This window comes from Sphingobacterium sp. UBA2610 (assembly GCF_002339225.1).
Taxonomy (GTDB): Bacteria; Bacteroidota; Bacteroidia; order Sphingobacteriales; family Sphingobacteriaceae; genus Sphingobacterium; species Sphingobacterium multivorum.
The window spans coordinates 32,077-45,698 of record NZ_DDKA01000014.1 but is presented as its reverse complement, the minus strand read 5'-3'; the positions used below and the strand labels follow the sequence as shown (position 1 = coordinate 45,698).

The 13,622-nt window shown below is 39.0% G+C and carries 7 protein-coding genes; 6 read left to right on the top strand and 1 reads right to left on the bottom strand.

The features are described from left to right. Positions 1-186: 186 nt before the first annotated feature. The gene (locus tag B4Z47_RS10395; RefSeq protein WP_046672755.1) at positions 187-1,143 is read right to left on the bottom strand and encodes a ribose-phosphate pyrophosphokinase; all 957 of its coding nucleotides are present in this window, start codon (positions 1,141-1,143) and stop codon (positions 187-189) included. Positions 1,144-1,953: 810 nt separating this feature from the next. Between B4Z47_RS10395 and B4Z47_RS10390 the strand changes: the two genes are divergently transcribed. The 6 genes from B4Z47_RS10390 (at position 1,954) to B4Z47_RS10365 (ending at position 13,617) form a co-directional block, all read left to right on the top strand. Next, positions 1,954-4,968 carry a DUF2723 domain-containing protein gene (locus B4Z47_RS10390; protein WP_112374862.1) on the top strand — a complete coding sequence of 1,005 codons (3,015 nt, stop codon included), beginning with the start codon at positions 1,954-1,956 and terminating at the stop codon, positions 4,966-4,968. Positions 4,969-5,116: 148 nt separating this feature from the next. Beyond that, positions 5,117-6,517 (top strand): APC family permease, encoded by a 1,401-nt coding sequence (locus B4Z47_RS10385; RefSeq protein ID WP_286727310.1) that lies wholly within the window; start codon positions 5,117-5,119, stop codon positions 6,515-6,517. 246 nt (positions 6,518-6,763) lie between these two features. Then, on the top strand, positions 6,764-7,327 hold the full coding sequence (gene pyrR, locus B4Z47_RS10380; protein ID WP_112374861.1) for a bifunctional pyr operon transcriptional regulator/uracil phosphoribosyltransferase PyrR: 564 nt from the start codon (positions 6,764-6,766) through the stop codon (positions 7,325-7,327). 182 nt (positions 7,328-7,509) lie between these two features. Next, the gene (locus tag B4Z47_RS10375; protein ID WP_046672752.1) at positions 7,510-8,448 is read left to right on the top strand and encodes an aspartate carbamoyltransferase catalytic subunit; all 939 of its coding nucleotides are present in this window, start codon (positions 7,510-7,512) and stop codon (positions 8,446-8,448) included. Between the two features lie 381 nt (positions 8,449-8,829). Then, a complete protein-coding gene (locus tag B4Z47_RS10370) occupies positions 8,830-11,868 on the top strand; it encodes a tetratricopeptide repeat protein (RefSeq protein ID WP_115046620.1) in 3,039 nt (1,012 codons plus the stop codon). Positions 11,869-11,874: 6 nt separating this feature from the next. Continuing rightward, on the top strand, positions 11,875-13,617 hold the full coding sequence (locus tag B4Z47_RS10365; protein WP_046672750.1) for a TonB-dependent receptor: 1,743 nt from the start codon (positions 11,875-11,877) through the stop codon (positions 13,615-13,617). Positions 13,618-13,622: the final 5 nt, after the last annotated feature.

Below are 13,622 nucleotides of genomic sequence, written 5' to 3'. Positions count from 1 at the left end.
ACCCCCTGTTATTTCCCTGTTATCCCCTTGTAATCCCCCTTTAAATCCCCTGCTAATATAGGAATTGAGATAAATCAATTGTTAACTTGTGTACGAGATAAAAAAGCTATAAAAAAAAAGACCTTGGCCACTGAGCTGAATGCTTTCTGTACCAAGGTCCAATATCTAGGATCTAAAACGCAAAGATTATTCTACTTCAAATAAATCAGAGATTGAAGAGTGTTGATTTACACTGGTGATTGCTTTTGCAAATAAATCAGCCGTTGATAATACTTTAATTTTAGTCGATTGTTTTGCTTTTTCTGGATCCAATTGAATGGTATCTGTTACGATCATTTCTGACAATACCGAGTTTTCAATTGTTTCATATGCCTTTCCGGATAACACTGCATGTGTACAAACGGCTCTTACGGATTTTGCACCATTTTCCATGATAAGTGCTGCTGCTTTTGAAAGTGTACCAGCAGTATCACAGATGTCATCGATCAAAACAACGTCCTGACCTGTTACGTCACCGATGATAGACATCGATTCGATTTCGTTTGCACGTTTACGACGTTTGTCACAGATAATAACTTCTGCATTGAAAAATTTAGCAAAGGTACGCGCTCTGTATGAGCCACCCATATCTGGGGAAGCAATCGTTAGGTTCGGAAGTTTTAACGATTTGATGTAAGGGACAAAAATGATAGAACCATCCAAATGGTCAACAGGGATATCGAAAAAACCTTGGATTTGTGCTGCGTGTAGGTCCATTGTCATGATACGGTGGATACCAGCTGCAGTCAACAGATTGGCGATCATTTTTGCGCCAATAGCAACTCTTGGTTTGTCTTTTCGATCTTGTCTTGCGAAACCAAAGTAAGGGACTACCGCTGTGATATAATGCGCTGAAGCTCTCTTCGCTGCATCTGTCATCAATAATAATTCAAAAAGATTGTCGGTAGGTTGGTTGGTAGATTGGATGATGAATACATCACTTCCGCGAACTGATTCATTGTAGAATGGTTGAATCTCACCGTCGCTAAAACGCGATAATGTTTTGTCTCCTAGTGGTTTCCCGTAAGATTGTGCGATTTTTTCGGCTAGTTCTGTAGTGCCAGAACCTGCAAATAGTTTAACCGTGTTGAATTGCAAAGGCATGGTTTTGTATATTTATGTTGGGTTATTGTATTGTCGTTTATTCAATATTTTTATTCCCTTACTGTTTTTTAAAGTTAAACATTAAAAAAAATGGATTGTTTTCACAATCCATATACCTTAACTTTAAAAGTTGTCCGACCTGGATTCGAACCAAGACAAACAGAACCAAAAACTGTCGTACTACCCTTATACTATCGGACAATGTCTCTAAAAAGTCAACGTTTCCGCTTTTCTCTTTTTGACGACGCAAAGATAGAGATTTGTTTTAAAAATCAAAATGTAAATTTAAAAAAATCTAAACCCTTTTATAAATAATAAGCCTTGCATATAACGCAGAAAAGGCTTGCATTTGCAAGCCTTTTCTATTGTTTGTTGTCCGACCTGGATTCGAACCAAGACAAACAGAACCAAAAACTGTTGTACTACCCTTATACTATCGGACAAACAATTCAAAAGTGATTGCTATCGTGATGATGTCGTTCACATTTGATGATGCAAATATACGGACTATTCTTATTTCTGCAAATAAAAATGAACTCAAAAGTGTATTAGGGCTGATTTTCAAAGAAATAATTTTTGTTTGCTCCTGAAAATTCAGTGTGCTAACCTTTTTTTTCGGTAAGGAGATCCCATCAACACGTTGTAAAGTGTACAAGTATACTTGGACGTGCTTTCTTTGTCGCCAATATTAGATCGCGTAATGAAATTTTTTCAATTAATATGTGTTAAAAAATCAGAATAAAGTTCATTTCTTATTAACTTATCCTTATTTTCGAGCCGTATTATAATACTTTTTACAGTTATCATTTTATGAACTATACTAAAATCAACAATCTTTTAGGATGGATATGTGCGCTAATAGCAACATTAGCGTATGTCATGACTGCCGAACGATCGACGAGCTGGTGGGACTGTGGCGAGTTTATCGCTTCAGCCTTTAAACTTCAAATTGTGCACCAGCCAGGAGCACCTTTATTCTTAATGATTCAAAATATATTCTCAAACCTTGCCGGTGGAGATGTTACACGAATTGCGTTCTGGATGAATGTAGGATCGGCGGTATGTAGTGGTCTGACCATTTTGTTTTTATTTTGGACAATTACAGCTTTAGCAAAGAAAATCGTTGTAAAGGGTGTTGATGGATCATATACATCAACCGATTTAATCAAAATATTCGGCTCGGGCGCTGTTGGTGCATTGGCTTATGCATTTACGGATACCTTTTGGTTCTCAGCGGTAGAGTCCGAAGTATATGCCATGTCTTCTTTATGTACGGCGGTTGTATTTTGGGGAATTCTAAAATGGGAAAACCACGCCGATGAAGCTGGTTCAGATCGTTGGTTGATCTTTATCGCTTACGTGATGGGGCTTTCTATAGGTGTTCACTTATTGAACCTTTTGGTGATCCCGGCAATAGCTTTGGTGATCTATTTTAAACGTTCGAAAACAGTCACGTCATCAGGAGCCATCAAAGCTTTCTTGATCGGTGTCGTTGTTTTGGCGCTCATTTTATGGGGTATCATTCAATACACCGTTAAAGCGGCAGCCTATTTTGACCTGTTCTTTGTGAATAGTCTGGGAATGGGCTTCGGTACTGGATTTAACTTATTCATGATTTTAGCGGTGGCTCTTTTCGTATATGGTATCTGGTATTCAATCAAAAAGGTCAAACCGATGCTAAATCTGATCTTGATCAGTGCAGCATTTATCATTTTTGGTTATAGCTCTTTTGCCATGATTATGGTACGTGCAAAAGCAAATCCGACGTTAAATAACAGTGATCCAGATAATGCATTTTCTTTTGTAAGTTATCTTGGTCGTGAGCAATATGCAAGTGAGCCTCTTTTAAACGGACCTACATTTGATGCGCAGGTAGTTGATGCCGAGCCGACGTATACGTACAGAAAAGACAAGGACAAGTATACAAAAGTGGAGAACGGCATGGATTATAAATACGATAAAACCATGTTTTTTCCGCGTGTCTACAGTTCACGAGATCAGGGACATATTGAATATTATCGTGATTACTTAAAAATCCCGGAAGGACAGTCGCCGACTTTTGGCGATAACCTGAAATTCTTTTTCAGTTATCAGATTGGACACATGTACGGACGTTATTTCTTATGGAATTTTGCAGGCCGTCAGAATGACCAACAAGGTCAAGGATCATTCACAGAAGGTAATTGGATTTCAGGTGCTAAACCTGTAGACCAAATGCATGTCGGTGGACAAAATGCCATTCCAGATTCATTGAAGACTGATCCTTCGAATAACAAATATTATTTCTTGCCTTTGATCATCGGTCTAATCGGTGCCTTTTGGCATTTTGGAAAGAGACAACGTGATGCGGGAATTGTGGGGTTGTTGTTTTTCTTTACAGGATTAGCAATTGTTTTATATTTAAATCAAAGTCCGCTTCAACCGCGGGAACGTGACTATGCGTATGCAGGTTCTTTTTATGCCTTTGCCATCTGGATCGGGCTTGGGGTTTTCGCTATCGCGGATTATTTAAGCAAAAAAGTGGATGGTAAAGTAGCGGCCGGTGCTGCTACAGTTGCTTGTTTATTGGGTGCTCCGGTATTGCTGGGCTTCCAAAACTGGGATGATCACGATCGTTCGGAGAAAACAACTGCACGTGATTTAGCGAAAAACTATTTAGCATCTTGTGCACCGAATGCGATTTTATTTACTTACGGCGATAATGATACCTATCCTTTGTGGTATGTACAGGAAGTTGAAAATTATCGTCCAGATGTACGCGTGGTGAACTTAAGTTTATTGAGTTCGGACTGGTATATGCGCCAGATGAAGCAAAAAGTGAATCAGGCCGAAGGTTTACCGATCAATATCGATGACGAAAAATTCAAAAAAGGCGTTCGAGAAGTGCTTTATTATCAGGATATGAAGGTTCCCGGACATGTGGATCTGGATTTGATCATGCAGATTTTATTGTCTGACGACCAGAAGAACAAATTGGAATTGAGAGGTGGTAAGTTTGAAAACTTCTTGCCAACCAAAAACTTTAGCCTTCCGGTGAATAAAGAATCTGTTCTGAAAAATAATGTCGTTCCTAAAGCTTGGCAAGAATCTATTGTCGATACCATGAGCTGGACCTACAATAGAAATTATATCTCTAGGGCAGAATTATCAATCTTAAACGTATTGTTGAATAACGATTGGAAACGTCCAATTTATTTTGCGGCAACAGTTCCAAATGATAACTACCTTGGTTTAGATAAATATCTGGTCCAAGAGGGCTTTGCACTGCGTTTAATGCCGATTGCAACTCCTGCCGGGGCGGAAGGTACATTGGTTGATACACAGTCTGCTTATAAAGACATTACTACGAAATACCAATGGGGTAATATGGCACATGCTTCTTACCTGGATCCTGAATCTTACCGCATGATTACCATGATTACAAATACGGTAATGGGCGGTACAGCGACACAGTTGATGATGGAAGGTCATAAGGATGAGGCGCGTAAAGTCGCTGTTGAAACCTTTGAGAAAATGCCAAAACGTGTTTATTTGATGCGTGATATTTTAGGCTATATTCCAATTGTCAATGTGTTGTATGAAACTGGTGAAACGAAGCGTGCAAATGAAATCGTAAACCGTAATCTGAAGTTTATGACCCAAAACATGCGTTGGTATCAGGATATTGCACAAACGAAGCCTGAGCTGGAATATTCAAATATAGGTACAGCATTACGTGCTTTGGGTGCCTATAAGAGTATCTTGGCCTCTACCTCGGAAAAACAATTGCTACAGCAAGTGACCGATTTAGAAAAATCGTATAAACAACAGTATGGTGTTGAGTAACAATTAGAGACATCATTTTAACCGAAGGAGCTGCCCTTTACTACAGGTATTCGAAAGGAAAAACACTTTTTGATGCGATGTAGGAAAGGGCGGCTTTTTTTTGATTATTTTTTCTTAGCTTAACACCATATAAAACCAACCTTAAGTTATGATGAAACGTCAATTAAAATTGTGGGATGCAGTTATGCTGGTCATGGGGTCGATGATCGGAAGCGGTATTTTTATTGTATCGAGTGATATGATGCGGCAGCTGGGATCCGGATATTGGTTGGCGATAGTTTGGTTATTGACCGCATTAGCAACTGTTGCGGCGGCAATCTGCTATGGCGAATTGTCGTCTATGTATCCGAAGGCTGGGGGACAATATACCTATCTGACAGAAATATTTGGGAAGCCAATTGGCTTTTTATATGGCTGGAGTTTATTTACAGTTATTCAAACGGGAACGATAGCAGCTGTAGCTGTAGCCTTTGGTAAGTTTACAGCCTACCTTATTCCGCAGTTAAATGATGCAGCGCCGCTATTTCAGCGTGGAGAGTTTAAGATTACCTGGATACAGATTGTCGCTATGGGTGTTATTATTCTCCTGACCTTTATCAATACAAGAGGGATCAAGAGTGGAAAAGCTGTTCAATCTTTCTTTACTTCAGCAAAAATCATTGCGCTGGTTTTACTGATTTTAGGCGGTCTGTTCTTGATTAAGGAAAATCATTTTTCAGAAAATATGGCTTATGGCTGGGACTCTTTTCAAAATTTGAAAGGTACAGGCTGGTCGCAGATCTCGGGCGGCGTACTGATGGGTGCATTAGCTGCTGCCATGGTAGGTTCTGTATTTAGCAGTGTAGCCTGGGAAAATGTAACGTTTGTTTCCGGGGAAATTGTCAATCCACAGCGTAATGTTGTTCGGGCATTGGTTATCGGGACGAGCTTGGTGATGTTGCTCTATATAAGCTGTAATTACATTTACCTAGCGGCATTAAATAGAGAGGAAATTGCTTTTGCGGCAAATGATCGTGTTGCCATAGCGGCGGCTGAAAAAATATTAGGACATACGGGCACGATAGCGATGGCGATTCTGGTTATGATCTCGACCTTTGGCTGTGTTAATGGACTTGCGCTGTCCGGAGCGCGTGTTTTTCAGACCATGGCAAAAGATGGATTGTTTCTGAAGCAGGCGATTCCCAATAACAAATATGATGTGCCCGCACGATCGTTATGGCTTCAGGGAATCTGGGCTTCCTTACTTTGCCTGAGCGGACAATATGGCAATTTACTGGATATGATATCTTTTGTTATTGTTATATTCTATATGATTACAGTGCTGGGCGTTATTATTCAACGTATCCGGAGACCGGATTTGGAACGTTCCTACAAAACCTTCCTCTTTCCGATTACACCAATCTTGTACCTGTTGATAGGTACCGTATTTTGTGTATTATTAATTATCTATAAGCCACAATATACCTGGCCAGGCTTTATACTTGTATTAATCGGTGTACCAGTGTATTTTTTTGCACGGAATAATAAACGTGCCGAGCTAGATGAATAGTCGCTACCTATAGCATTTCGATGTTATGGAATTTGCTGTAAATGGTTGGCAATGCGTATTGTATATAACTTCAAAATCTGGTAATGTGCTGGAATAATGGCTTTGTAAATTTCCCGGAAAGGAAGATAATCTTTGTTTAAATCACTTTTTGTTATTGTGCCAGTTGGATGCAAATATTGAAATTAATTGCCCTTCATGGCTTCGTTTTTGTTAAAAAAAGTGTAGCTTTGCTCAAACATTCCCATAATGAAACAGTCGATTTTATTAGACGGACCAAAATTTCAAATCACAATTCAAAGACTATGTCGTCAATTGATTGAGAATCACGGTGATTTTTCAAATGCTGTCGTCATAGGTATTCAACCCCGAGGAACTTTCTTAGCGAGACGCATCGTCAAAGAGCTTGAACAAATGATCGGAAAAGAGATTTTAGTTGGCGATTTGGATATTACCTTTTATCGCGATGACTTCCGTACGAAAGGGAATACTGGTCCAATCTTAGCAAATAGCACAAATATCAATTTTATTGTAGAAGGTAAAGAGGTGATCTTTATAGATGATGTCTTATGGACAGGACGTACTATTCGTGCGGCAATGGATGCTGTGCAGGCATTTGGCCGTGCAAGAAGAATAGAATTGCTTGTTTTGGTCGATCGCCGGTTTTCTAGACAGATCCCTATTCAGCCCGATTATATCGGAATACAGGTAGATTCTATTGATTCACAAAAAGTAATTGTTAACTGGAAAGAATCAGAGGATCAGGATAGTATTATCTTGATTACAGAAAAGAAGGCGTCAGCTAGGGATTAATAGCGGTGTCATGACGATACTGAAGGTTATTGTTGACCTTTGGAAACAGGCACTTTCAATAAAACCTTCATGACTTCGCAGACGCCAACAGCAATGAAAGCAAACTGAAGGTTCTTTCTGGCCAATAAGATCAGACACTTTCAGAAAAAAAATGATTAGTAAATATTTGAATATACTATAAAATGTCATCTGTAGCAGAACAATTAAGTACCCGCCATTTATTGGGGATCAAAGATCTAAATGAGAACGATATCCAATTGATCCTGGATACAGCAAGTAATTTCAAAGAGGTATTAAATAGGCCAATTAAAAAGGTTCCGTCATTACGGGATATTACGATTGCCAACGTGTTTTTTGAAAATTCTACACGTACACGCTTGTCTTTTGAACTAGCTGAAAAGAGGCTTTCTGCGGATATCGTGAATTTTGCAGCATCCTCCTCTTCCGTAAGTAAGGGGGAGACACTCATCGATACGGTGAACAATATTCTGGCCATGAAGGTTGATATGATTGTAATGCGACATCCCTATGCCGGGGCTGGGGTATTTCTAAGTAAACATGTTGATGCACAGATTGTCAATGCAGGTGACGGAGCACATGAACACCCTACACAAGCTTTGCTTGATTCATTTTCAATTCGTGAACGCTATGGCGATGTAGCTGGTCGTAAAGTAGCTATTGTTGGGGATATCACACACTCACGCGTTGCCTTGTCGAATATCTTATGTCTTCAAAAGCAAGGTGCTGAAGTGATGGTTTGTGGTCCGACCACATTAATTCCTAAACATATTACCTCATTGGGTGTAAAGGTAGAGCATGATTTGAGAAAAGCGCTGAACTGGTGCGATGTTGCAAATATGTTACGGATTCAATTGGAGCGTCAGGATATTGCCTATTTCCCTTCCTTAAGAGAATATTCCATGCTATATGGATTGAATAAAGAGATTTTGGATTCTTTAGAGAAGCCAATCACAATTATGCACCCCGGACCAATCAATCGAGGGGTCGAAATCACATCGGATGTCGCGGACAGCGAACATTCAATTATTTTGGATCAGGTTGAAAATGGTGTTGCTGTGCGCATGGCTGTCTTGTATCTATTAGCAGGGCAACGCGGATAGTTGAAATTGGTTTCAACCTGCGTTAATGCACGTGTGAGACTAAATAACACTGTTTTCTAATGCTACAATAGTATGCCTGACTTTATTTTTTGTCGGGCATATTTTTTGTGCAAAATTTCCGTTATAATACAGGATTATTTACAGATGTTAATAACTTTTGTGTAAAATAGCTCAATTAAAGTATAATTTAGTAAAATGAATAAAACTATCTCCCTAAAAAGTGGAGATTTGAATTGATTTTCAATAAATTTGGGGCTATCTTAAAGCCTTTCATGGCTGAGAAGCTTTTGATAAATTCGCTGGTTAAAGCAAATTTATCGCGGGTTGGAGGGAGATTCATTTACATTTGCAGATAAATAACATATTAAGGTTTCACATATTATGTATAAGAAGATTTACCAGGTGGGAGTTGCATTAACCGTTATGGCGACGCCAGCATTAGCGCAACAGACAGAATGGCAACAAATCAACAAGGCGTACAAAACAGGAATGGAATTGTATGAACGCGGAAAATTTAGTTCTGCTTCAGCCCAATTTGACCGTGTTGAAGCTTTGCGGACAAAATCCAACTTGCAATTGGACGAAACAGAGGAATTGTCTTTGTTGAAAGAGAACGTACGGTATTATCAAGCAGTTTGCGCACTGGAATTGGGCGAATCTGATGCCGAAAACCGTTTTCTGAAATACATTAAGGATTTCCCTGTCAGTGCAAATGCTAAAGCAGCTTATTTTCAAATCGGTAAATCCTATTATGCTAAAAAAGATTATGTTAAGGCCTTAGAGTGGTTTAATAAGATCGATAGCAAAAATTTAGCAGGTAAAGAAAATGTAGAATATCGCTTTAAATATGGATACGCTTCCTTTATGACTAAAGACTATAAAACGGCGAAACCATTATTTGAAGGATTGAAAGATCAAAAAACTGAATTTCAGGAAGCTTCCATCTATTATTACGCGTATCTTTCTTACTTAGACGCCGAGTATAAAACGGCGTTGAATGAATTTGAGCGTTTGAATGGATCCAAACAATTCGAAAATAGTTACCCCTATTATATCACTGCTTTGTATTTCTTGGATAAACGCTACGACGATGTATTGGATTATGCATTGCCAATTTTGTCGCGGACAAAACAAGAAAATGAAACAGAGATGTTCCGTATTATAGCGGCAACATACTTTATCAAAGGTGATTTAAAAACATCAAAAGAGTATTACGATAAATTCCAGGCACAAGATCAAGGTAAGACGCAGAATAATCAGGATAGCTACCAAATCGGTTACATCGCTTACAAATTGAAGGATTACGATAAAGCGATCACGGAATTGGAAAAAATGACCGAGCCTGACGCTTATTATCAGTCTGCGATGATTACCCTAGGTGATGCTTTCTTGAAGAAAGGCAATAAGCAATCTGCGCGTAATGCATTTTTCCGGGCTTCGAAATTGGATTTTGATCCGGCAATGCAAGAAGAGGGCTTGTTCAACTATGCTAAGCTTTCGTATGAGTTGGAATTCCACCAAGTGGCTTTGGCTTCTACACAAGAATACTTGAAAACGTATCCAAAATCGAAACGTTTGGAGGAAGCGAAAACTTTACTTGCTGAAGTATTGTTGAGTACAAAAAACTACCGCGAAGCAGTTGATATTTTGGAATCTATCCCTAAACGTGGAAAAGAAGCAAACGCAGCTTATCAAAAGGTAACCTACTACAGAGGTTTGGAATATTATAACGAGCGTGCTTTTGAAAATGCAATTTCCCTATTCATGCGCTCCGAAGAGTTCCGTTATGACGAGGAAATTTACGCTTTAGCCACCTATTGGAAAGCGGAAGCCATGTACGAAGTTCGTAAATATGGTGAAGCGGTTACAAATTTCAATAAATTCTTACGCTTGCCGGGAGCTAGCAAAACGGATGTGTATGGCTATGCCAATTATGCGTTAGCCTATGCGGCTTTCCGTAATGGTAACTACAGCACGGCGGCAAATTACTTCGAGCGTTTCTTAGCGTCTGGTGGTTCGAAAGGAATTGAAATGAATACACGTAATGATGCAATTGCACGCTTAGGTGATTCTTATTTCTCTTCGAAAAACTACGGTAGAGCATTAACAGAATACAATAAGTTAATCTCTTCTAAAGCTCCTAGTCAGGATTACGCTTTATTCCAACGTGGTATTATTCAAGGATTACAAGGGGATAACAATGGTAAAATTTCAACATTGAATGCTGTTATTGCGCAATTCCCGAGTTCGAATTATGCCGACGATATTGCTTTTGAGATTCCTTATACACGTTTCTTGATGGGAGAAAGTGATCAGGCAATTGCAGGCCTTCAAACAATGGTTGAAAAATATCCGCGCAGTAGTTATGTGCCACGTGCTTTGGTGACGATTGGTCTGGTTCAATATAATCAAGATAACAATGATGCTGCATTGGCAACTTTCCAACGTGTAGTTGACCAATATGCATCAACAGATGAAGCAAGACAGGCCATGCGTTCCATTGAGAACATCTATTTGGACAAAGGCGATGCAACAGGATATATCAAATATGCAACGGGAACAAATTTAGGTGACGTTTCGAAATCTGAACAAGATTCACGCTCATTCTCGACTGCGACGACTTTATTCTCCAGAGGTAATTATCAAGGGGCGGTGGAAGCTGTAAATGCATATTTCGACAAATTCCCGAAACCAAATCAAGAGAAATATGCACGTTTTGTTCGTGCTGAAAGTAACGCAGCTCTGGGTAATACAGAAGATGCATTACATGATTACAATATTATCTTGAATGACTGGACGTCTCCTTATACAGAACGCACGTTGATTTCGGTTTCCAATTTATATTTGAAACAAAAGAAATATAACGAAGCGACACAGTTGTTGAAAAAACTGGAGCTTACTTCTGAGTATAAGGCTAACTATGGTTTCGCAATCAATAACTTAATGGTCTCTTATTTTCAGATTGGGGATTATAAAGAAGCCTTAAATTATACCAATGCTGTCAAGAATTACGAGAAGTCTTCGGAAGAGGAGATCGCAAATGCCTTCTTGTATGCCGGCAAATGTTATGTGAAGCAGAATAAGAAAACTGAAGCCATGAAAGAATTCAGTTTAGCAGCATTGAAGAGCCGTACCGTCTTCGGTGCAGAAGCAAAATACAATGTTGCAGTGCTTCAATTGGAAAATAAACAATACGATGCTTGTATTAAGACAGCTATGGATCTATCTGATAATTTCTCTTCGTACGAATATTGGGTAGCGAAAAGTTTTATCACTATGGCAGATGCTTATGCAGGTAAGGGGGATACTTTCCAAGCAAAAGCTACACTTGAATCGATTGTGGATAACTATGATGCGAAAGATGATATTTTGCCAGCAGCAAAAGAACGTCTAAATAAATTGAACAACAAAAAGAAATAGGATACAATGAAGAAGTTGCAAAATAGAAACGTGAAGAAATATACTTTAGCAGCGCTTTTGATGGGCGTGGGATTGAATTCTTTTGCACAGGAAACAGGCAAGAAGAATGATCCTGAAAAACCGGTCACTATCGATTCTTTTGATGTTGTTCGTGATTATAAACCAATTCTTGCGGATGCTGTAAAAATCCGCCGCAGTCCGGATATGACCAACAAACGGGAATACCAACCCAAATTGTCCTACAACAATATTTTGGACAAGAAATTGGATATCAATACGGGGTTGAAACAATTGAATGTACAGGAGATTCCTTTTGCGCAACCTTTTGAGCATAGTAGCAACTATGTCAAATTTGGTATCGGTAACTATAACAGTATATTGGGAGAGGCTTATTTAGCTTCTGAGCAGTTTGAAAACACACGATTTGGCTTATTTGCAAAGCATTTGAGCCAAAAGGGTAATATTGATGGACAGAAGTTCAGTACACAGGATATCGGTATCTTTGGTCGCCGTGTATTGGATGCCGTAACCGTTAAAGGTACCATCGGATACAATCGTTATGGAACGAATTTCTATGGTCAGACTTTTGACCAATCGGGAACAACTTTGTTGAATACAACTCCGGATAAACAGACCTTTACAGATATCTATTTGAATGGAGAGCTCTCAAGTAATGTGGATCCGAAGAATGAGCAGGCATTAAGCTATTCCGCAAAAGTTGATGGCTATTTGTTTAAAGATGCCTACAAAGCCAAAGAAAATTCGATCGCATTATCCGGTTATTTGAATAAGCGTTTAAGTGCATTCAATGTTGGGGCAAATTTAAGCGTGACAATGAATAACGTGAAAGATAGCGCTGAGGTAAAAAATCATTTGGCGGTTATCAATCCATATATTCGTTTTAAGGGCGACAACTATAACGTAACCTTGGGTGCGAATTTAACTTCTGAATTTGGCGATAGCTCAAGATTCAATATTTTCCCATCGGTGGAGGCTGATTTTGCATTGGCACCTGAATACATCTCTTTGTTTGCCGGGATTAATGGTGGCGTAAAACAAGCTTCTTTCCGTAGTTTCGCTAAAGAAAATCCGTATTTGGCTCCTAACGCTAAAATGATCAACTCGATTGAGAAAATGAATGTTTATGCAGGTTTAAAAGGAAATGCCGGTGCAACATTTGGTTATAAAGTAAAGGTATTCTACAAGCAGATTGAAGGACTGCCTTTATTTAAAAATAGTGCATTTGGCGATAGTCAAAATGGTTATGTGCCTTGGGCTTTTGATGTCGTTTATGATGGCGTGATCAATAAGGCTAAACATATGGGATTGGAAGGAGAAATCAATGTACGTCTTTCACAGCTGGTTAATCTAGGCGGAAAAGTGTATATAGACGATTATAAATTGAGTGATGAGGAAGAAGCATGGGGCTTGCCCAAATTCCGCATGCAAGCTAATGCACGCTTCAATATTTCCGATAAATTTTTCGTAGATGCTGAACTTTCTACACAAGGCAATACCTATGCATATATTTATGATTATAACACAGATGGCAGTCGTATTGCCAACAGTGGGCATAAGGCAACAATAGGTTCATTTGCTGATCTTAATGCGGGCGCAGAATACCGAATCAAAAAACAATTTGGTATTTTCGTCAAAGCAAATAACATTTTTGGAAAAGAATACGAACGTTATATGTATTACCCAAGATTGGGCTTTAATGTAATTGGTGGTCTTAATTATTCGTTTTAACGAAT

Bases quoted from the DNA above. Each gene is read 5' to 3' on its own strand.
- B4Z47_RS10395 (WP_046672755.1), bottom strand. From the start codon at position 1,143: ATGCCTTTGCAATTCAACACGGTTAAACTATTTGCAGGTTCTGGCACT.
- B4Z47_RS10390 (WP_112374862.1), top strand. From the start codon at position 1,954: ATGAACTATACTAAAATCAACAATCTTTTAGGATGGATATGTGCGCTA.
- B4Z47_RS10385 (WP_286727310.1), top strand. From the start codon at position 5,117: ATGATGAAACGTCAATTAAAATTGTGGGATGCAGTTATGCTGGTCATG.
- pyrR (WP_112374861.1), top strand. From the start codon at position 6,764: ATGAAACAGTCGATTTTATTAGACGGACCAAAATTTCAAATCACAATT.
- B4Z47_RS10375 (WP_046672752.1), top strand. From the start codon at position 7,510: ATGTCATCTGTAGCAGAACAATTAAGTACCCGCCATTTATTGGGGATC.
- B4Z47_RS10370 (WP_115046620.1), top strand. From the start codon at position 8,830: ATGTATAAGAAGATTTACCAGGTGGGAGTTGCATTAACCGTTATGGCG.
- B4Z47_RS10365 (WP_046672750.1), top strand. From the start codon at position 11,875: ATGAAGAAGTTGCAAAATAGAAACGTGAAGAAATATACTTTAGCAGCG.